17 protein-coding genes, 12 tRNA genes, 1 rRNA gene and 1 pseudogene are annotated in these 20117 nt (G+C 42.5%); 4 read left to right on the top strand and 27 right to left on the bottom strand.

The genetic code is table 11. The features are described 5' to 3' along the window. From LH47_RS02700 to LH47_RS02635, 14 genes are all read right to left on the bottom strand, one after another. Positions 1–243: ribosomal RNA gene (locus LH47_RS02700) — 16S ribosomal RNA — on the bottom strand; the annotation flags it as partial. Positions 244–301: 58 nt separating this feature from the next. Further along, positions 302–372 (bottom strand) — tRNA-Gly (locus LH47_RS02695). A gap of 16 nt (positions 373–388) precedes the next feature. After that, positions 389–465 (bottom strand) — tRNA-Pro (locus LH47_RS02690). Positions 466–485: 20 nt separating this feature from the next. Further along, positions 486–562 (bottom strand) — tRNA-Arg (locus LH47_RS02685). 58 nt (positions 563–620) lie between these two features. After that, a tRNA-Leu gene (locus LH47_RS02680) sits at positions 621–703 on the bottom strand. Between the two features lie 24 nt (positions 704–727). Next, a tRNA-Leu gene (locus tag LH47_RS02675) sits at positions 728–811 on the bottom strand. A 5-nt stretch (positions 812–816) separates the two neighbouring features. Then, positions 817–892, bottom strand: a tRNA-Lys gene (locus LH47_RS02670). 148 nt (positions 893–1040) lie between these two features. After that, a tRNA-Gln gene (locus tag LH47_RS02665) sits at positions 1041–1115 on the bottom strand. A 49-nt stretch (positions 1116–1164) separates the two neighbouring features. Next, positions 1165–1240: transfer RNA gene (locus tag LH47_RS02660), tRNA-Asp, on the bottom strand. Positions 1241–1248: 8 nt separating this feature from the next. Further along, positions 1249–1321, bottom strand: a tRNA-Val gene (locus LH47_RS02655). A 39-nt stretch (positions 1322–1360) separates the two neighbouring features. Further along, positions 1361–1432: transfer RNA gene (locus LH47_RS02650), tRNA-Glu, on the bottom strand. Positions 1433–1448: 16 nt separating this feature from the next. Then, a tRNA-Ser gene (locus LH47_RS02645) sits at positions 1449–1541 on the bottom strand. A gap of 2 nt (positions 1542–1543) precedes the next feature. Beyond that, a tRNA-Asn gene (locus LH47_RS02640) sits at positions 1544–1618 on the bottom strand. Between the two features lie 129 nt (positions 1619–1747). Beyond that, entirely contained in the window at positions 1748–2203 is a 456-nt protein-coding gene (locus tag LH47_RS02635; protein WP_021095825.1) for a SprT family protein, read from the bottom strand. A gap of 73 nt (positions 2204–2276) precedes the next feature. Here LH47_RS02635 and cmpA point away from each other — a divergent pair, with 73 nt between their 5' ends. Beyond that, positions 2277–2390 carry a cortex morphogenetic protein CmpA gene (gene cmpA, locus LH47_RS15850; RefSeq protein WP_085789152.1) on the top strand — a complete coding sequence of 38 codons (114 nt, stop codon included), beginning with the start codon at positions 2277–2279 and terminating at the stop codon, positions 2388–2390. Here the strand turns inward: cmpA and LH47_RS02630 are convergent. The 9 genes and pseudogenes from LH47_RS02630 to LH47_RS02590 all read right to left on the bottom strand — a co-directional run bounded on the left by LH47_RS02630 (position 2385) and on the right by LH47_RS02590 (position 12155). Beyond that, positions 2385–4550, bottom strand: coding sequence for a Tex family protein (locus LH47_RS02630; RefSeq protein ID WP_235341025.1), 2166 nt, complete (start codon positions 4548–4550; stop codon positions 2385–2387). The two genes, cmpA and LH47_RS02630, sit on opposite strands and share 6 nt — an antisense overlap. 57 nt (positions 4551–4607) lie before the next feature. After that, on the bottom strand, positions 4608–4958 hold the full coding sequence (gene ndoA, locus LH47_RS02625) for a type II toxin-antitoxin system endoribonuclease NdoA (protein WP_003253417.1): 351 nt from the start codon (positions 4956–4958) through the stop codon (positions 4608–4610). Positions 4959–4962: 4 nt separating this feature from the next. Next, positions 4963–5244 carry a CopG family ribbon-helix-helix protein gene (locus LH47_RS02620; protein WP_003398486.1) on the bottom strand — a complete coding sequence of 94 codons (282 nt, stop codon included), beginning with the start codon at positions 5242–5244 and terminating at the stop codon, positions 4963–4965. A 152-nt stretch (positions 5245–5396) separates the two neighbouring features. After that, positions 5397–6554: an alanine racemase gene (alr, locus tag LH47_RS02615; RefSeq protein ID WP_043964544.1), complete on the bottom strand. Its 1158-nt coding sequence runs from the start codon at positions 6552–6554 to the stop codon at positions 5397–5399. 94 nt (positions 6555–6648) lie between these two features. Further along, positions 6649–7668 (bottom strand): LolA family protein, encoded by a 1020-nt coding sequence (locus LH47_RS02610; RefSeq protein ID WP_021095828.1) that lies wholly within the window; start codon positions 7666–7668, stop codon positions 6649–6651. A 74-nt stretch (positions 7669–7742) separates the two neighbouring features. Next, entirely contained in the window at positions 7743–8105 is a 363-nt protein-coding gene (gene acpS / locus LH47_RS02605) for a holo-ACP synthase (RefSeq protein WP_043964542.1), read from the bottom strand. Between the two features lie 59 nt (positions 8106–8164). Continuing rightward, positions 8165–9568, bottom strand: a pseudogene (locus LH47_RS02600) (DEAD/DEAH box helicase); the annotation flags it as partial. Between the two features lie 136 nt (positions 9569–9704). Next, positions 9705–11081: a UDP-N-acetylmuramoyl-tripeptide--D-alanyl-D-alanine ligase gene (locus LH47_RS02595; RefSeq protein WP_043964539.1), complete on the bottom strand. Its 1377-nt coding sequence runs from the start codon at positions 11079–11081 to the stop codon at positions 9705–9707. Between the two features lie 9 nt (positions 11082–11090). Continuing rightward, on the bottom strand, positions 11091–12155 hold the full coding sequence (locus LH47_RS02590) for a D-alanine--D-alanine ligase (RefSeq protein ID WP_043964537.1): 1065 nt from the start codon (positions 12153–12155) through the stop codon (positions 11091–11093). Positions 12156–12306: 151 nt separating this feature from the next. Here LH47_RS02590 and LH47_RS02585 point away from each other — a divergent pair, with 151 nt between their 5' ends. Genes LH47_RS02585 through LH47_RS02575 form a run of 3 tightly spaced genes read left to right on the top strand, consistent with a single transcriptional unit; the run spans position 12307 to position 15970 of the window. Further along, positions 12307–13383 carry a GerAB/ArcD/ProY family transporter gene (locus tag LH47_RS02585; protein WP_043964535.1) on the top strand — a complete coding sequence of 359 codons (1077 nt, stop codon included), beginning with the start codon at positions 12307–12309 and terminating at the stop codon, positions 13381–13383. Further along, positions 13380–14843 (top strand): spore germination protein, encoded by a 1464-nt coding sequence (locus tag LH47_RS02580; RefSeq protein ID WP_043964534.1) that lies wholly within the window; start codon positions 13380–13382, stop codon positions 14841–14843. Before LH47_RS02585 ends, LH47_RS02580 begins: the two co-directional genes overlap by 4 nt. Further along, positions 14840–15970: a Ger(x)C family spore germination protein gene (locus LH47_RS02575; protein ID WP_043964532.1), complete on the top strand. Its 1131-nt coding sequence runs from the start codon at positions 14840–14842 to the stop codon at positions 15968–15970. Before LH47_RS02580 ends, LH47_RS02575 begins: the two co-directional genes overlap by 4 nt. A gap of 16 nt (positions 15971–15986) precedes the next feature. Here LH47_RS02575 and LH47_RS02570 read toward each other — a convergent pair whose 3' ends face one another. The 4 genes from LH47_RS02570 to LH47_RS02555 form a co-directional block, all read right to left on the bottom strand. Further along, the gene (locus LH47_RS02570) at positions 15987–17099 is read right to left on the bottom strand and encodes an MGDG synthase family glycosyltransferase (protein WP_043964529.1); all 1113 of its coding nucleotides are present in this window, start codon (positions 17097–17099) and stop codon (positions 15987–15989) included. Positions 17100–17113: 14 nt separating this feature from the next. Further along, positions 17114–17695 carry a DedA family protein gene (locus LH47_RS02565; RefSeq protein ID WP_043964527.1) on the bottom strand — a complete coding sequence of 194 codons (582 nt, stop codon included), beginning with the start codon at positions 17693–17695 and terminating at the stop codon, positions 17114–17116. Between the two features lie 14 nt (positions 17696–17709). Next, a complete protein-coding gene (locus LH47_RS02560) occupies positions 17710–18378 on the bottom strand; it encodes a polysaccharide deacetylase family protein (RefSeq protein ID WP_043964525.1) in 669 nt (222 codons plus the stop codon). A 191-nt stretch (positions 18379–18569) separates the two neighbouring features. Continuing rightward, on the bottom strand, positions 18570–20117 hold the full coding sequence (locus LH47_RS02555; RefSeq protein WP_043964523.1) for an acyl-CoA carboxylase subunit beta: 1548 nt from the start codon (positions 20115–20117) through the stop codon (positions 18570–18572).

The following is a 20117-nucleotide window of genomic DNA, read 5'->3' as shown; positions in this document are numbered from 1 at the left end:
GGGCCCATCCTGTAGCGACAGCTTGCGCCGCCTTTCAACGAAAGATCATGCGATCTTTCGTGTTATCCGGTATTAGCACCGATTTCTCGGTGTTATCCCCGTCTACAGGGCAGGTTGCCCACGTGTTACTCACCCGTCCGCCGCTAACGATTCAAAAGCAAGCTTTTGAATCGTCCGCTCGACTTGCATGTATTAGGCACGCCGCCAGCGTTCGTCCTGAGCCAGGATCAAACTCTCCATAGAAAAGTTATCCTTAGCTTCTGTACGCTTTTCGCTTCGTTCAGTTTTCAAGGAACATCAAAGCGGGTGATGGGAATCGAACCCACGACATCAGCTTGGAAGGCTGAGGTTTTACCACTAAACTACACCCGCACGTTCGCTAGTGAGATGGTCGGGAAGACAGGATTCGAACCTGCGACCCCATGGTCCCAAACCATGTGCTCTACCAAGCTGAGCTACTTCCCGTCCTCATCATGATATAAACATGGCGCGCCCGAGAGGATTCGAACCCCTAACCTTCTGATCCGTAGTCAGATGCTCTATCCAATTGAGCTACGGGCGCGTTTTTAACGACCTTCTCAGCATATCATATTTCATAAACCAAAGTCAAGTCTTTTAGATGCGGCCGAGAGGACTTGAACCTCCACGGGGTTGCCCCCACTAGGCCCTCAACCTAGCGCGTCTGCCATTCCGCCACGACCGCATATTGTTAAAAAAACCGACCGACTGGTGCGGGTGGAGGGACTTGAACCCCCACGCCAAAGGCGCCAGATCCTAAGTCTGGTGCGTCTGCCAATTCCGCCACACCCGCATAAATGGTGAGCCATGGAGGACTCGAACCTCCGACCCTCTGATTAAAAGTCAGATGCTCTACCTGCTGAGCTAATGGCTCACTTCATAAAACGAATCTCAAGTATTTTTTCGACGTCCCGCTCTCAGCATGACTAATCAAGAAGAAGTTCGAGCGGTACGCTGTCGCTTATTCAAAGACGCTAAATCGATCGTGCTCTACCTGCTGAGCTAATGGCTCGCTACATTAATGGCTGGGCTAGCTGGATTCGAACCAGCGCATCACGGAGTCAAAGTCCGTTGCCTTACCGCTTGGCTATAGCCCAACAAGCAATCGAACATGTGTGTTAAAACACTCCAAAAAACTTTTTTAAATGGCGGTCCCGACGGGGATCGAACCCGCGATCTCCTGCGTGACAGGCAGGCATGTTAACCACTACACCACGGGACCAAAAAGAGTGGAGGATGACGGGATCGAACCGCCGACCCCTTGCTTGTAAGGCAAGTGCTCTCCCAGCTGAGCTAATCCTCCGAAATGAAATGGAGTGAACAAAATGAGCACTCCAAAGGATGACCCGTACGGGATTCGAACCCGTGTTACCGCCGTGAAAGGGCGGTGTCTTAACCACTTGACCAACGGGCCATATTCATTGTCTTCCTGGCGGAGAAGGCGGGATTTGAACCCGCGCGCCGTAAAAGAACGACCTAACGGTTTAGCAAACCGTCCCCTTCAGCCACTTGGGTACTTCTCCAATGGCTCCGCAGGTAGGATTCGAACCTACGACCGCTCGGTTAACAGCCGAGTGCTCTACCACTGAGCTACTGCGGAACAATTTAATCATTAGGACTGCTTACATTATATTTATTCTTTTTATGTCTGTCAACCGTCTTTTTTTACTTGTTTTTTCTCATCGAATGACGACGGCTTTTATAATTTAGCACATAAAGATTTGACTTGTCAACACTCTCTTTTTATTTTTTTTAATTTTCCTCGACAGCGTCCACATACATATCGATTCGTATCCATCGCTTTTTTTCGCACATATATATAATGGCACGATGTGCATTCATAGTAATATTTCTTTCCCGTCTTTGCTAATACAACAGGTTTGCAAAAGCGTGGGGCTTGTACTTTTTGTAACAATTCTCGAAAATCACGATCACGATGACGATAACCTTTTCCTTCTAGGTGTAAATGATAGTGGCATAATTCGTGCTTAATTACTTGAATGAGCTCTTCTTCCCCATGTTGTTCGTAATATTTTCGATTCAGTTCAATGTTATGTGTAGAAAGTAAATACCTCCCACCTGTCGTCTTTAACCGATCGTTAAATATCGCTCGATGTCGAAACGGCTTATGAAATATATGTAACGATATGCGCTCAACAAGCTCCTGCAACTCGCGCTCATCCATTTTACTTCCGTCCTTTCACCATTGGGCTCTTTTACTCATAACATAATAAAAAAACAATTTGAAGGTGATCATCATGCCGATGTGGCTAAGAAACCAAATGCGCCGTGCATATTATGAGAAAAATCGTGCTCAAATTAAACTTCTCAATCAATGTTGGTTTTTTTACCGGAAAACACACTGCTCATGACAGTGTGTTTTCCGATGTTGGTGGAATCATCGTTAAAGCGATGCGCTCTTTTTGTAAATCGACCGAATCAACCCATACTTTCACAATATCGCCGACTGACACAACATCAAGTGGATGTTTCACATATCGATTGCTTAGTTTCGAAATATGAACAAGCCCATCTTGCTTTACACCAATATCTACGAATACGCCGAAATCAACAACGTTTCGTACCGTTCCCTCTAATTCCATACCTTTCTTCAAGTCCTCCATCTTCAACACATGTTGCTTTAAAATAGGTTTTGGCAAATCATCGCGCGGATCGCGCTCTGGACGCTTAAGCGCATCGATAATATCTTGAAGCGTCAATACCCCTATGTTCAGTTCTTGTGCTGTTTCTTCTACATTTATTCCTTCAAGTGCAACTCGCAATTGCTCACTTCCGATCGCTTCTGTCGAAAAACCGAGGCGACGTAACAATTGATACACTTCTTCATAACGTTCTGGGTGGATTGGTGTGCGGTCTAACGGCTCATCTCCATCTATGATGCGCAAAAAACCAATGCATTGTTCGTACGTTTTCGCTCCAAGGCGTGGAATATGTTTTAATTGCTCACGATTTGTAAATTTCCCGTGTTCTTCCCGATATTTTACAATATTTTCGGCTACTGTCTTCGTTAAACCAGATACATATTGCAACAACGTTGGAGAAGCTGTATTCACGTTTACACCAACTTGGTTGACAACCGTTTCTACGACAAATTGCAACGATTGCTCAAGCTTTTTTTGCGACACATCATGCTGATATTGTCCAACTCCTACAGACTTCGGATCAATTTTTACTAATTCAGCAAGCGGGTCTTGAACACGTCGAGCAATCGATACAGCGCTTCGCTCCTCAACTTGTAGATGTGGAAACTCTTTACGTGCTAAATCTGACGCAGAATATACACTTGCCCCTGCTTCATTGACAATTAAATAAAACACGTTTCCTTCCCACTCAGAAATTGTATCGGCTACAAACTGCTCTGTCTCTCGCGATGCCGTTCCGTTGCCAATGGAAATTAACTCCACTTGATACGTATGAAGTAATTGCTTTAATTTTTCTTTCGCTTTCTCCACCTCATTTTTCGGTGGATGTGGATAAATGACATCAATATGAAGTACTTTTCCGGTTTCATCGACAACAGCTAACTTACATCCTGTACGATATGCTGGGTCGATCCCTAAAACGACCTTCCCTTTTAACGGTGGTTGTAACAGCAAGTTGCGTAAGTTTTCAGCGAAAATGTGGATTGCTCGTTCTTCCGCATGTTCTGTCAACTCATTTCGTACCTCTCGCTCAATAGACGGGGCGATCAAACGTTTATATGCATCTTCAATCGCCTCAGCAACAATGTCGGCCGCCGATGAGCGCTCATTTCGTATAACTTGTTTACGAATGTATGTAATAATTCGTTCAGCATCTACATCAATTGCAATGCGTAAAACTCCTTCTTTTTCGCCGCGGTTCATCGCTAAAACACGGTGGGCGGGCGCTTTAGCGATCGGTTCACGATGATCGTAATACATTTCAAATACACGCTTTTCGTCTTTTTCTACTTCTTTTCCAACAGAAGCGATCATTCCTGTTTGCCACGTTTGGTGACGAATCCATTGACGAAGCGTTGCGTCATCGGATACTTTTTCAGCAATAATATCTTTGGCACCTTGTATCACTTCTTCGATCGTATGTACTTCTTTTTGCTCATCAATAAACAATTGTGCCCGTTCTGTAATCGACTCATTCGGAAACGTTAACAACCATTCTGCAAAAGGTTCCAGCCCTTTTTCTTTTGCAATTGTCGCTTTTGTTCGTCGCTTTTGTTTATATGGACGATATAAGTCTTCTACTTCTTGCAGTTTCGTTGCTTTTGTAATCGCTTCTTTCAGTTCATCCGTTAATTTTCCTTGCTCATCGATTAAGCGAATCACTTCTTCTTTTCGTTTTGTTAAGTTTTGTAAATAATTCCATTCATCTAAAATAGTGCGAATTTGCACTTCATCAAGCGCACCAGTCATTTCTTTTCGGTAACGAGCAATAAACGGGATCGTATTTCCTTCCTCATAAAGCTGAATAACTTGTTGGACGTGTACAAATGGAATATGTAATTTCACAGCCAACTGCTTTAGTAGTTCCAAACAAAATTCCTCCTCTAAACAAAAATAGCTACACAATGTAGCTATTTTTTCGACATATTAAAAATCAATAAGACCAAGACTAATTTGCAACGCTTCATCTACTTTATCCATCATCTCGTCATCTAGATGGGTAATCTTATCTGTCAGACGCTGTTTATCGATCGTCCGAATTTGTTCAAGCAAAATGACAGAGTCCCGTTCAAATCCGTAGCGCTTTGCGTCGATTTCAACATGTGTGGGCAACTTCGCTTTTTGAATTTGCGCAGTAATGGCAGCAACAATGACGGTTGGACTGAAACGGTTCCCAATGTCATTTTGAATAACAAGCACAGGGCGCACGCCCCCTTGCTCAGATCCAACTACTGGAGAAAGATCGGCAAAATACACGTCACCACGTTTGACAATCAAAAGATTACCCCCCGCTAACTAAGCGTTCAACGGTGTGGTCAGCTTCATATTCCGCAAGAAAAGCCTCCGATGCAAGCGACAAATTAATTTTCGCCATCTCCATATACCCACGTCTCATCGCTTCTCGAATTTGACGTTTTTTCCGTTCGCGGATGTACATTTTCATCGCTTGATAAATGAGCTCATTTCGGCTGCCGTTTTCTTGCTTCACAATTCCATCTAATTCGCTCACTAACGCCTGCGGTAACCGAATAACAATTTCTGTTGTTGCGCTGGATTCAGACACAAACACACACCTCCAACTAAACTACAACCACATAGTTGCTCCCAATTTACATCATACCATTTCATCATCGCGATGCAAAGTCATTTCCAGCATCATTTGTCCAAATTTTGTAGAAATTTTTCGAAAACAATCGTTCTCATTCCACCCATCTACTATAATACCGCATTTCTCACTTCAATTATACTCTTATTTTTTAAAAAAATACGGGGAACACGATAACTAATCGTACAAGGGATTTCATAATTAATTGTGTTCAAATGAGCTGCAACATCATCAACGGAAATGCGCTCACCTTGCTGTTCACCGATGAGCGTCACTTTTGTACCAATGGGAAGTTCATACGGCAAACGAATCATCATTTGATCCATACAAACACGTCCAACAATTGGGACACGCTTCCCATCAACAAGAACAGAAAAATGTTGCATACGACGTAGCCAACCATCTGCGTAACCGATTGGAACGGTACCAATCCACTCATCTGCTTCCGCCTCATATGTCGCTCCGTAACTTATTTTTTCTCCAGCTTTCACCTTTTTCACATGCGTTAAACGACTATGGAGCGAGAACGCTTCTTTTAACGGATAAGGCAACAATAGTTTCATTTCTTGCGACGGTGCCAATCCATACATCGAGATGCCTAATCGTACCGCATTAAATACTCGATCAGGATAACGCAGTCCCGCTGCACTATTGGCGCAATGAATGAGCGAAGGTTTCACAGGAAACCACTCTAGCATGTGGATAAATGTATCGTATTGAAACGAAAAATAATCGACATTTTGTTCATCGGCTGTTGCAAAGTGCGTATATACTCCTTCAATGACAAACGAGTCTTTTTGTTCAACTATGTTTACAATTTGTTGCACTTCTTTTTTCGTTTTAGCTCCTAACCTCCCCATCCCTGTATCCAATTTTATATGAACATTCAACGGTTGCTCATACGGTCCATACATGAATGCTTGCTCAAACCACTCGGCTCGAAAAACAGTTAATGCAATGTTTTGACTGGCAGCTAACGGTGCATATTGAGGGTTTGTGGCTCCAAGTACGAGAATCGGGACGTCTAAAGAAATTCCTTTTTTTCTCAGTGCTAGCGCTTCATCTAAAAAAGCGACTGCTAATCTCGTTGCCCCTGCCTCCAGCGCAGTTTTCGCTACTTGGATATCCCCATGCCCGTAAGCGTTCGCCTTTACCACAGCAATCACATCGACATGTGGACCGACATGCTGTTTCATCGATTGCACATTATAAAAAATCGCATCTAAATCAATTTCTGCCCATGTATCGCGATAAAATGCTTGATCCATCCTTTCATACCCCTTCAAAAATGTGTTCACGTTTGATTATTTCTTTTGTCCTTGCGTCATGTCAACAAAAAAATAAAGACCCGCCATGCGAGTCTTACTTCATCATTTTACCTTGTACGGAACGAGCAATCGCAACCATTTCATCTCTCGTTAAGTCTTGGGAAGCGAGAATAAAATCAACTCCTTTATACGTCCACGTCAACGTTCCGTTTGTCATTGCCCCAACCGCAAACCCTAAATCAATTGGCTCGCCTTTAACGGTTGTCGATACGTTCGCTGTTGGTACAGCATGCGCTTTTTCTTGTACAAGCGTAAACGATTTTTCTCCGGCAAATGTCATGACGATTCGCTTGCCGTTCGCTGTTGTAAATTCTTTTTCCTCAACAAGCTTCACCCCATCGAGCTCATACGTCGGATACATGACGGGCACCGCTTGTTGATTCGCTTCTGTCGTCGCTTCTTGCTCATTTTCTAACTTCGCTCTCGTCATGTTTTTACTGACATCAAAAGCATTATCATCAAATGCGGCGTTCCATTCTACTTTTGAAAACTCAACAGTCAACATCGGTTGCGAGTCAATATCCATAACGGTCACTTTCACTGGAGTTAAATCTTTTTTGTTTAATGTAATTTCTTGTTTTGGCAACATTTTTTTGTTTTCGTAATTTGTCTTCGTTTGGAACACGTAATGGTTTTTTGTCGCTTTAAAATCTGCTTTCGAATCAGCTAAAATGTCTTTTACGAGCGATTCATACAAGTATACTTGACTTGTATTTTGCGGCCAGTCGCTTTGAAAGCGAAAACTTTTATTTAACGCAGGCGTTAATACAAATACTCCTTCATCGTTACGCAAAATCATTTGATGTTGGTCACGCTGGGCATTTTTTAAGTTCACTCGGTAGTAATTTGGAGACTTGTGCCAAATTTCAATTTCATACACTTGTGGCTCTGTTCCTGTTTGAAGCGTCATTTTTGCTTCTGCTTTGTACCCAGACATCGTTTGCACTTTTTCATCGAGCGCTTTTAATACATCTTGTTGCGACTTTTCTCCGCAAGCGGCCAAACTACCTACAATGAAAAGAAGCAGGCACCAGAAAAGCAATGTTCGTCTCATTTTTTCAACCCCTTTACCTCATTTGGACTTCCTTCATAAGCCATCATATGAGGTCAAGCGGGAGAATATGCAGACTAGCTTGACAAGCGTTCAATGATTACTTGAGCAACAGCATAATGTTCGCTATGTGAAATAGATACGTGCACACGTTCATTCAATGTCGGGGAAGCGATATATGGTTTACCGTTTTCATCATTTTCAATTTCAATATCTTGAAATGAAACATGTGTACCAATCCCCGTCCCCACCGCTTTCGCATACGCTTCTTTTGCCGCAAAGCGCCCAGCCATAAACTCAACTTTTCGCTTTGACGATAATTGTTGAAAACGAATGCGCTCATTATGTGTTAAAATGCGGTCAATAAATTTTGGTTGTTGTTCGATCAACTGAGCAATACGACTTAATTCCACAATGTCAATCCCAATACCAACAATCATCCATATCCCTCCAATAAACAAAAAGAAGCTATCTATGAAGACAGCTCCTATCGTTTCGCACGCGCTTTTGTTCCACGGCCACGCGTTTCATTACGGCGTTGACGCGTCTGCACTTGTCGCTTTTTCTCTTTTTTCATCACCGGTGGCTCTTCTGTCAACTGCACCGGTGTCATATCAGGCTCTTTCGTTAACATTTTAATACATGCGGCAACAAGTGAAACGGAGTCGTGCTCTTCTAACAATTCTTCTGCTGCACGTTTGTAAAATGATAAGTTGTTATGCTCAATTGTCGCAAGCAGTTTTTCGATCGCTGCTCGTTGTTGACCTTCAAGCGCCTCATCCAACGTCGGCGGTTTCATGCGCTCCATTTTCCGCTTCGTCGTCTTCTCGATATGATGTAACTGTCCGATTTCACGAGGTGTAACAAACGTAATCGCCATTCCCGTTTTACCTGCACGTCCTGTTCGACCGATTCGGTGAACATAGCTTTCTGGGTCTTGTGGAATATCGAAATTATATACATGCGTCACACCAGAAATATCTAAACCGCGTGCAGCGACATCCGTTGCAACTAAAATATCAATCGAACCTTCTTTAAACTTGCGCAGTACCGATAAACGCTTCGCCTGGCTTAAATCACCGTGAATCCCTTCAGCCGTATAGCCGCGCAAATTGAGCGCTTCTGCTAGCTCATCAACACGGCGCTTCGTTCTTCCGAAAACGATCGCTAACTCAGGCGATTGAATATCTAATAAACGCGTTAACGTGTCAAACTTTTTCTTTTCTTGAATTTCAATATAATATTGTTCAATGTTCGGAACGGTCATTTCTTTCGCTTTGACACGAACGAGCTCCGGATTGACCATAAAACGTTCGGCGATGCGGCGGATCGGCTCTGGCATCGTCGCAGAAAAAAGAAGCGTCTGACGCTCTGTCGGCACGTGGCTTAAAATCGCCTCGATGTCTTCAACAAACCCCATGTTCAACATTTCATCCGCTTCGTCTAACACAACCGTATGAACGTTTTGTAAACGGAGCGTACGACGTTGAATATGATCAAGAATGCGCCCTGGTGTACCGACAATAATGTGCGGGTGTTTTTTTAACGCCCGAATTTGCCGCTCAATGTCTTGCCCACCGTAAATCGGCAGAACACGCACACGCTTTGTTGAACCAATTTTATATAGCTCTTCGGACACTTGAATAGCTAACTCTCTCGTCGGTGCAACAACGATCGCTTGCACGGCATCGTTGTTCATATCAATTTTCTCAACAAGCGGAATGCCGAATGCTGCCGTTTTTCCTGTTCCTGTTTGCGCTTGGCCAATGACGTCACGATTTTGTAGACTAAGCGGAATCGTAGCCGCCTGAATCGGTGTTGCCTCTTCAAATCCCATTTTACTAACTGCTTTCATTACTTCTGGACTCAATCCAAACTCTTTAAATGTAACCAATGTTTTCATACTCCTTCTTCAAATAACTTACGAAAAAAGGCATTCCCGTATAGACGGAAGTGCCTTGTTGAAATTCATTCCGTAAATAGCTCTTGTTCATCATACCATTTTATGCATATGTTTTCAACAAATTGAACGTTTCTTTTTACTCATTTAACAAAGAAATGATTTCCTCTAACTTCATGCCGCGAGATGCTTTTAATAAAATAACATCGCCCGCTCCCATCATCGCTTGTACATCTGCGGCTAATTCCGCCTTATCTGTATACGAGCGAACACGTCCTTCGCTAAACCGTTTGCTTGCCTGTTCAGCGATCGCTTTCGCACGCTCTCCGTACGTTAATACGTAATCTATTTTCTGTGGGTCAATCATTTCGCCAATTTGTTCGTGAAAAGCAATTTCTTGCTCACCTAATTCAAGCATATCGCCGACAATCGCTATTTTTTTACGATATCCTGTCAATTGTCCGAGCAACTGAAGAGCAGCTCGCATCGACGTCGGGCTTGCGTTATATGCATCGTTAATGATCGTCACTCCGTCATGGCGTTTGATGACTTCTGTGCGCATTTTTGTAACAGATAAACGCGAAAATCCTTTCTTCATATCGGACACATCAACAGAAGCGAAACGAGCGGCTGCCATGGCAGCGAGAGCGTTCATGACATGGTGACGGCCAAGGAGCGGCATATGAAACGTTTCATTTGGCCAACAATTTACCTCAAACACCGTTCCATCCGCTTGCACATGAATATGAAGCGGATAATAATCGTTTGTCGTCCCCATCCCAAACGTTTGAACATGCGAAAGATTAGCGTTTTCCACACGCGTTTGCAACAACGGTTCATCCCCGTGATAAATAAACAACCCGTCACGCTTTAATCCTTTTACAATTTCAAACTTCGCTGTTGCAATTCCTTCACGCGAACCGAGCTCTTGTAAATGTGATTCGCCGATGTTTGTAATAATCGCAACATCTGGTTCAGCTAGGGTAGAGAGTAATTCAATTTCGCCAAAACCACTCATCCCCATTTCAACGACCGCATATTCTGTGTCCTCTTTGAGGCGGAGAAGCGTTAGCGGCACACCGATGTGATTATTTAAATTCCCTTCTGTTTTTTGCACACGGTATACTGTCCCAAGCAATGAGGCAATCATATCTTTTGTCGTCGTCTTTCCATTGCTCCCTGTCACCCCGATGATGCGCGCGCGAAGTTGTTTTCGATACGCATGGGCTAGCTGTTGCAATGCAACGAGCGAATCATCAACAAAAATGAGCGGCACATCTTTCGGTACATTTGGCTCATGTTTGCTCCATAATGCAGCTGTTGCCCCTTTTTCAAACGCCTGCATGACGAATTGATGACCGTTAAATGTCGCTCCTTTTAGCGGAACATATAAATTTCCTCGCTCAATTGTGCGAGTATCTGTCGACACACCGTGAATGACAACGGAAGAAAAACGCTCATCAATCGTACTGCCTGGAATCATTTTTTGAATGTCAGCTAATGAACGTATAATCATATTATCACCTTAAAACACATACGTAATGTTTTGTTTTTCTTCATATCGGTCAATCGCTAGTTGAATGAGACGCTCAATTAACTCCTCATACGATACGCCGGTATGTTTCCATAAAAGCGGGAACATACTGAATGGTGTAAAGCCCGGCATCGTATTGACTTCGTTAATATACGCCTCCCCATCTGTCGTCAAGAAAAAGTCGGCGCGCACTAATCCAGCTAAATCAAGTACTTTAAAAGCAGTAAGCGCCATTTGTTTCATCGTTTCGTATTCTTTATCTGTAATGTTCGCTGGGATGACTAATTCTGTATTTCCATCGACATATTTTGCTTCGTAATCGTAAAATTCTTTTTTCGGCACAATTTCCCCAACAACAGAGCAAATTGGCTCATCGTTTCCGATTACCCCAATTTCTACTTCACGACCAACAATCGCTTCTTCGACAATCACTTTTCGATCGTAACGAAACGCCTCTTGGAATGCCAATTGTAGCTGCTCACGGTTTTTACATTTACTTATTCCGACGCTCGAACCGGCATTGGCGGGTTTGACAAAACACGGATAGCCAAGCTCACGCTCTACTATTCCATATACGGTCTCTTTATGTTTTTCCCATTCTTTTTTCAAGAAAAAGACGTAACGCGCTTGTTTTAATCCCGCTTGTGCGAACAGTTGCTTCATGACAACTTTATCCATGCCGACAGCTGATGCTAACACACCGTTCCCAACATACGGTACGTTCAATAATTCTAACATCCCTTGCACCGTTCCATCTTCTCCGTTCGGCCCGTGTAAAAGAGGAAAAATGACATCAATGCGCTCCTCATTTTTTTCCGAACGATTCGCAATAGACGTGAGTGCTGGCAAACCTTGCTGAAACGCAAGCTGCTTCACATCTTGCACTTCTCCTTCAATCGCTTCCCCACGCAGCCATTCTCCATCGGTCGTAATATAAATGGGTACGACACAAAACTTTTCTTTATTTATCGCATTAATAACCGAACGTGCCGTCTGCAATGATACTTTATGTTCAGGCGATTTGCCGCCGTATAATACACCTAACGTCATTTTCATGTTCGTTCCTCCTCGACTGTACATTCACTTCATTTATTGTAGCACAACTGCTTTTTTATTTATATGGTGAAACGAGCCTAGATGGTGACAATGCATATCATTTCCCTGTTTGGAAACGATAAAAATACAATTGGAAAAAAGGTGTGTGAATATGAACACGATACAAATGTTATTCGTTTTAATGCTATCCATCGGACTGATGAATCACGTCATCATCATTCCTGTTTTGCTTGAAATTGCTGGACGAGATGCATGGATTTCGACCGTTATCGGGCTTATATTGCTTGTTATATTTCTTCCTCTCATTTATTTTCCTATAAAACAATCACAACAAACGCGCATCTTTCAATGGCTAAAAGAAAATATCGGCGCTCCGATCGCCTATTTTATCGCCTCGATCACGTCTTTATATTTACTTGTTATTAGCATCGTCACGTTAAAAGATACGACAACGTTTACAACGACATCATATTTAACAGCAACACCGGATTGGGCAATTATCGTCACGCTGAGCATGATTTGTTTTTATAACGCCTCAATCGGTTTGCCATCGATCGCGAAAACATCTGGTATTATTTTGCCCTTCGTTGTCGTATTTGGCATATTCGTCGCTTTTGCAACTACACCACATAAAAACTATGACCTGCTAAAGCCAATGCTCGAAGAAGGCTGGGGACCCGTTTGGAAGGGAGTAATGTACGTCGCTGCCGGGTATGGAGAAATTGTTCTTCTCCTGTTTATGCAACAACAAATGAAAACAAACATTTCTTTTATGAAACTCATTTTATTTGGGCTTGTCGCTGCTAGTTTGTCGATCGGACCGACAATTGGGGCAATTACAGAGTTTGGCCCAACAGAAGCTAGTCATTTGCGTTACCCGGCCTTTGAGCAATGGAGAATGGTGAATTTAGGAACATATTTAGAGCATTTTGATTTTTTATCCGTTTATCAATGGCTTGCCGGAGCATTCATTCGCATTTCGCTCGCGACGGCGCTCATTCCAGAGTTATTTGCTATCACAAATAAAGCATCGCGCCGTTGGATATTAATATTTGTATACGTCGTCATTTTTTTCGCCGCGATGACGCCGATGAGCGATTACACATTTTTTCACATATTAAAAGAATGGCTTCTACCGATTTCGTTTTTCTTTATTTGTTTTCTTTCTATTGTTTTGTTCGTCCTAGCATTAGCCATACGTATAAAAGAAAGGAGAGCGTCCGCATGACCGCTGAAATCATTGTCGATGAACGAACGTTAAAAGAACATTTTGCGCAATGTAAAGATGTTGTGCTTATGCCAGCGACCATTTATTCGGACGAACGAAAACCGCTTTCACTCATTTTCGTTTACTGTGAAGAATTATGTGATACGAAGCTACTTAAAGAATTTATTTTTCCGACGATCACGCGCATGGGACAACGATACCCGCTATATTCAGTGACGGACATTGAAAAATATAAACAAATGCCGCTTCACTTAGTCGGAAAATCAGTCTCTGCTCAACAGCTCGATTTTATCATTTTTAATGGGGATTTAGTCATTTACTTTGTGGAAGCGGAAGCGATGTATTCCATTTCGCTTGCGAATCCACCGAATCGCAATCCAGAAGAACCAAACACCGAAGTATCGATTCGCGGACCGAAAGACGGCTTTATTGAAGAAGTAGCTAAAAATGTGGCACTCGTGCGCAAACGGCTAAAAACGAGCAGTTTACACGTTGAACAAGTATTAATCGGCAAACGAAGCCGAACAAAAGTTGATATTTTATATATCAAAGACATTATTAACCAAGAAACCGTTGATGAATTAAAGCGTCGCTTAAGTACAATTAACATTGACGCCTTAACTGGAACAAACCAATTAGAAGAATTGTTAAGCGAGAAATACATCTCTTTATTTCCCGTCTTCGCATACTCCGGTCGCCCTGATTTTGTCGTCAACGCACTACTGAGCGGACGATTCGCTGTGTTTGTTGACGGCTCGCCGACCGCATTAATCGGACCGACAAATTTAACATTTTTACTAAATACATCAGAAGACAATAGCACATCATTCGTATTCGTTACGTTTCAACGAATGATTCGGCTCATCGGTATCAGCTTCGCTGTCTTTTTGCCGGGGCTTTGGGTAGCGATTACAACATACCATCAAGATCAATTGCCATTTACACTATTGGCAACCATCGTTCTAGCTAGACAAGGGGTGCCACTTCCAGCCCCATTGGAAGCATTTATTATGATCAGTTTGTTTGAAATTTTTAAAGAGGCGGGGATGCGGTTACCGATTGCCATCGGGCAGACGTTATCTGTCGTAGGTGGGTTGATTATTGGACAGGCAGCCATTAACGCTGGATTAGCCGCCCCAGGAACGCTCGTTGTTATTGCCACGTCAGTCATTGCGACGTTTACACTCGTCAACCAATCGCTTGCAGGGACGGTATCTATTTTACGTTTTATCGTTCTTGCCGCATCTTCTATGCTAGGAATTTTCGGTTTTATCGCATCAATCTTTTTTCTTCTAATTTATACAGCGAATTTAACGTCATTTGGCGTCCCGTATTTAGCGCCGCTTTCTCCGACAACGGGGGATATATGGAAAGTCATTATTACGAGCGGATGGAAAAAGTTTAAAATGCGGCCGAAAATGTTGAAAACAAACGATAATACGCCGGGGGATGAATCATGAGCCGGCTGTTCATTTATTGTTTTTGTTGTTTGTTTTTAACAGGCTGCTGGGGGATGAAAGAAATCGACCATCTCACTTACATTCATGTAATCGGCGTGGACTATGAAGACGATCAAGTGGTCGCATATGCGCAACTCATTAGCTTTTCAGGGCTTGCGAAAGTCGAAGCAGGGGGCGGTCGGGAAAAATCAACTGTTACAATCGGAAAAGCGAAAGGCGAAACGTTTAATGTCGCGACAGATCGGCTGTATCACACTATTCAACAAGGTGTATCGTGGGGACATATTAAAGGGATTGTCTTTACGGAACGGGCACTCAAAAAAGGACTTGTGCGCGACGTCATTGATGTCCTTGACCGTTACAATGAAATTCGCCATACCATTTGGGCGTTTACAACTAAGGAACCGATTGAACAGCTATTTGAAACAACGCCATTTTTAGATTATTCGCCGTACTTTTCGCTATTGGCGAACCCGACAGATATTTATGAACAAAGTTCATTCATTCAACCGAAGCGGCTAAATCAACTTGTGGCTGCTTCAAATGAAAAAGCAGTCATCTTTCCTCTTCCATCTCTTGCAGTTGACAAGAAAAGTTGGACAGAAAACAAGAAAAAGAAACCGATGCTAAAAATCAACGGCGTTTGTTTTTTGCATCGCTACAATAAGCAAACATGCATGCCTCGCGATAAACTAGACGGATTGCGCTGGGTTACAAAAGGGACAGGAAGAACACCTATTTACATTCAACCAAACGGAAAAATGATCGGCACGCTCGTTGTACGCGAACCGAAAGCAAGCATATCGTACAATATAAAAGACGGTCATCCTGTATTTACCGTTGATGTACAAGCAACGGGGAGCATCATTGAACTTCGTGAACAAATGTCCGAAAAACAAATTATTGAATACGCAACAAAAACGGTCGAGAGAGAAATAAGAAGCTTATTCCAGTATGGCGTGAGGGAAGGTGTCGATACACTTCAATTATCGAACGCATTGTACCGTCAAAACGTCAACGACTGGCACAAATATACGACAAACGGATTAGTTTCGCTTACAAATGATACACTAGAAAAAATCAATGTCAAATTAAGCATTGACACATACGGAAAATCAAAAAAATAAAAGCGATGAGCAAATTTCATCGCTTTTTCATTGCATATATATTCGTTTCAATCCATTCAGCAAGCGCTTCTTGCGCTGTTTTTTCACGTCCGAGCCAATAGTGCTCCATTCGTTTTTCTAATTGGTTCATTTCCTCATCATTCATCAATATATGCATTAATTGTTGGTCGTAAGATTCTTTATCGTCAAGAAGATAAATAAGTCCTTTTTTTCTCAAATAATGCAAATTTATTTGTTCTTGTCCTGGCAAATACGAAAGTGTAAAAGCAGGCAGTTTTTTCGTGAGCACTTCACTCATGGTGACACCACCCGGCTTTGTCACAATCGCATCGACTTCATCGTACAGCTCGTTCATTCTCGCTGGATCAGAAATATATCGAAATGGCCGAACGCGCGGATCGTTCCAACTTTTTAACTCGTTATACAGCGCTTCATTTTTGCCGCATAATACAAAATAAGTGAACTGAGAATGTTTCGCATTCGTTAAAAATTGTTTCATTTTCCCTAATCCTTGGTTGCCACCTGCCACTAAAATACGTTTATTTGTTCTCTGTTTCCTTTTCTCAGCAGGCACAATATGTTCATGAATCGGAATGCCCGTTACAATGACGCGATGACGCTCGATACGAAACCTCGTACATAGCGACCGTTTCGCTTCCTGATGCGGAACAAAGTGATAATCAATCGCTGTTTTTCCCCAAATGCCGCTTAAAAAAAAGTCCGTATATACGTTTATAACAGGCACTGTTACAGCGCCTTTTTGTTTCAATCGCTGCAACACGTGCGAAGGAAACGAATGCGTACATATAACGAGATCTGGTTTTTTCTCTTGAAGAAGACGTTTCATCTTCTTTTCAAAATAAAGCAACCACGGTTCCATCGCTGGTTGTTCAAATTTTTTCATCCATCGTCGATACATCCATTCATATGAGTGCGGTGATAGCGAAATCCAGCGAAGATAAAAGTCCGCTACTCTCCTTTCCATTTGTTCATTACAATAACTTAAGAAATCAACTTTTTCGCAAGAAACGTTAGGAAAACGATGTTGCAATGAATATATGAGCGCATCGGCCACTTGATGATGGCCAGATGACATTTGAAACAAAGGTAGGACGAGAATGTTCATCATTATGCGAACTCCCTTTAATTTGTTTTTCTTCTTTTCACATATAGCCCAATGAAAAATAAACTAAAAAATACAATCGTTATCCACGGTAATAAGTAAAGGGGAATATGTATACGCTCTCCAAGAAACTTCCCGACAAATATAAATAAACTAATCCAAAACGCTGAGCCAACAAACGACAAAAAAAGAAACGGGAGAAACGGAACACGAACAACTCCAGCCATGTATGGGGATAACTGACGAACACCTGGAATAAAATAACCAAATGTAATAATCCAAGGAGCTCGTTTTCGAAAGTGACGATAAACATACCGATAACGCCGACGATGAAAACCAATATAATGCCCATATTTAAATAACAGCGCTGAGCCAAACGTATGGCCAGTCATATAGGCAACAACCATCCCAACTGTCGCCCCGGAAATCGCGAAAAATAAGCTTCTAAATAAATGCAATTGATCGTGCGAAATAAATATGCCGACGAGAAACAAAAGTGATTCTTCAGGTGCGGGAATACCGACAATACCGAAAAATAATGAGAGAAATAATACAATATAACCGTGGGATTGAATATACATTAAAATGTTGTTCGCTTCCATTTCCTCATTCCCCTTTATTGCTCGTTCACTTTTACCCATTGAACAGAGCAATGTTGCAGTAATTGTTCTAATGCTCGTAACATGTTCGCTGGCGCATGTTCGTCAGCCCCAATGGTCGAACCGCTATCATGCAATACGATGATTGACCCATCTGTTATACTGCTCACTAACCGCTCATAAAGGCGATCCACACCTAATGAAGTTCTCCAATCACCAAGAATATATGTCCACATGACGATTTTATACTTTTTCTGCACGAACACCGTCCATATGTTTAAATGTCCCCATGGCGGACGGTAGTATACCGGACGAACGCCTGTAATGTGCTCAATGACACGTGCTGATCGTTCAAGCTCCCATTCCGTAACAAGCGGCAGAAGAAACCAGTTGCTCGTATGGTAATAATGGTGCAAACCGATCGTATGCCCTTCCTCATGCATTCTTTTAATAAGATGTGGGTATTTTTTCGCCTTCCAGCCGACAACGAAAAACGTTGCTTTTACATTGTATTTTTTTAATAAATCAAGCAACTGAGGTGTATACACCGGATCTGGACCATCATCAAACGTTAATGCTACGCCTTTTTTCACTCTCTTTTGTACACGAAATGGGGAAATACGGACAATCAACGTTGGGAATATGCTATAAATGAAAAATAGTACGATAAGCCATATGTAAATCAAACGTCAAATCCCCTTTCTCGATTATACAAAAAGATACAGGAAGTATGGAACAAAGAGCGTTTTTTTAAAAATAAACTCATCTTTCTTTTCATCGACAACATGTGCAAATTGTTGTCGATTTCCGGGGAAATTTCCCGAAAAAAAAGCGATGTTACAACACATCGCCTCCATTGTACCATATGTCTTGACAACTACACAGGGTAGACCCCATGTTTTCGTTCAGAAAATACCACATATTTCGACATATATGCATCTAATCGCCGAATGAGTTCAGAGCGTAACTCATTTGGCGCAATAATGCCATCGACAACCATTTCCGAAGCAAGTCGGTAAATATCGATGTCTTTTCGATATTCTTCACGCTTTTGCTCAATAAAAGCGGCTCGCTCTTCTTCTGGCAGTTCAGCAATTTTATTCGCATATACCGCATTCACGGCTGCTTCTGGTCCCATGACAGCAATTTGTGCATGCGGGAAAGCTAAGCAGCAATCCGGTTCAAAGGCTGGTCCTGCCATAGCATATAATCCTGCTCCGTATGCCTTCCGTACAATGATTGAAATTTTCGGCACGGTTGCTTCTGACATCGCTGAAATCATTTTAGCACCATGGCGAATGATCCCCGCTCGTTCCACTTTCGTTCCGATCATAAAGCCAGGGATATCTGCTAAAAAGATGAGCGGAATATGGAATGCATCGCAAAGTGTAATAAATTTTGCTGCTTTATCGGCCGAATCATGAAACAACACGCCGCCCTTCATGCGCGGTTGATTAGCGATAATCCCAACGGGTTGGCCGTTGATGCGTGCAAGACCTGTAATTAGTTCAGGTGCAAACAGCTTTTTTATTTCACAAAACGATCCTTCATCGATCACGCGGTCGATTAAATCGTACATATTGAACGGAGCATTTTGATTTTTCGGAATGATTTCTTCAATCGTTTTGTCAAAAGCCTTTGGCTCTCTCGGCTCCGCCACCGGCGGTTTTTCACTAAAATTAGCTGGAAAGTACGACAAATATTTACGCGCAAATGCGATCGCTTCTTCTTCCGTTTTTACGAGCACATCACCGCAACCCGAAACAGAACAATGCATGCGAGCGCCACCCATCTCCTCAAGTGTCACTTTTTCACCGATGACCATTTCAGCCATTCGCGGTGAACCGAGATACATAGAAGCATTTCCTTCGACCATAATAACGATATCACAAAATGCAGGGATGTACGCCCCCCCTGCAGCTGACGGTCCAAACAATAAGCAAATTTGCGGAACTTTTCCAGACAATTTCACTTGATTGTAAAAAATACGTCCTGCTCCCCGTCGTCCCGGGAACATTTCAATTTGATCCGTGATGCGTGCACCAGCCGAATCGACTAAATATAAAATCGGGCATCGTAGTTTGTCAGCCGTTTCTTGAATGCGAATAATTTTTTCTACTGTTCTTGCCCCCCACGAACCTGCTTTTACAGTCGAATCGTTTGCCATGACGCATACCGTTTGTCCGTTAATTTTTCCGACCCCTGTCACGACACCATCTGCTGGCAGTCCGTCCGCTAAACAGTTGGCGAAAAATGCATCTTCAAATTGTAGCCCTTCATCAAATAACAGTTTCAAGCGATCGCGCACAAACAATTTCCCTTGCTCAGCGTTTTTTTCGTGATATTTGCGCGCGCCCCCTTGTTCAATTTGTTTTCGTTTTTGTTGTAGCTGTTCAACAAGCGGTAATTGTTCGTTTGAAATCAT

This window comes from Anoxybacillus thermarum, assembly GCF_000836725.1.
In the GTDB taxonomy this organism is placed as follows: Bacteria; Bacillota; Bacilli; order Bacillales; family Anoxybacillaceae; genus Anoxybacillus; species Anoxybacillus thermarum.
This window is presented reverse-complemented; position numbering and strand designations above follow the sequence as displayed.

What these genes read in the sequence shown, in the direction of transcription:
- acpS (WP_043964542.1), bottom strand. Translation starts at nt 8,105, where the DNA reads ATGATTGTTGGTATTGGGATTGACATTGTGGAATTAAGTCGTATTGCT.
- LH47_RS02595 (WP_043964539.1), bottom strand. Translation starts at nt 11,081, where the DNA reads ATGATTATACGTTCATTAGCTGACATTCAAAAAATGATTCCAGGCAGT.
- LH47_RS02635 (WP_021095825.1), bottom strand. Translation starts at nt 2,203, where the DNA reads ATGGATGAGCGCGAGTTGCAGGAGCTTGTTGAGCGCATATCGTTACAT.
- LH47_RS02555 (WP_043964523.1), bottom strand. Translation starts at nt 20,117, where the DNA reads ATGATTTCAAACGAACAATTACCGCTTGTTGAACAGCTACAACAAAAA.
- LH47_RS02565 (WP_043964527.1), bottom strand. Translation starts at nt 17,695, where the DNA reads ATGGAAGCGAACAACATTTTAATGTATATTCAATCCCACGGTTATATT.
- cmpA (WP_085789152.1), top strand. Translation starts at nt 2,277, where the DNA reads ATGCCGATGTGGCTAAGAAACCAAATGCGCCGTGCATATTATGAGAAA.
- LH47_RS02585 (WP_043964535.1), top strand. Translation starts at nt 12,307, where the DNA reads ATGAACACGATACAAATGTTATTCGTTTTAATGCTATCCATCGGACTG.
- LH47_RS02575 (WP_043964532.1), top strand. Translation starts at nt 14,840, where the DNA reads ATGAGCCGGCTGTTCATTTATTGTTTTTGTTGTTTGTTTTTAACAGGC.
- LH47_RS02570 (WP_043964529.1), bottom strand. Translation starts at nt 17,099, where the DNA reads ATGATGAACATTCTCGTCCTACCTTTGTTTCAAATGTCATCTGGCCAT.
- alr (WP_043964544.1), bottom strand. Translation starts at nt 6,554, where the DNA reads ATGGATCAAGCATTTTATCGCGATACATGGGCAGAAATTGATTTAGAT.
- LH47_RS02580 (WP_043964534.1), top strand. Translation starts at nt 13,380, where the DNA reads ATGACCGCTGAAATCATTGTCGATGAACGAACGTTAAAAGAACATTTT.
- LH47_RS02590 (WP_043964537.1), bottom strand. Translation starts at nt 12,155, where the DNA reads ATGAAAATGACGTTAGGTGTATTATACGGCGGCAAATCGCCTGAACAT.
- LH47_RS02610 (WP_021095828.1), bottom strand. Translation starts at nt 7,668, where the DNA reads ATGAGACGAACATTGCTTTTCTGGTGCCTGCTTCTTTTCATTGTAGGT.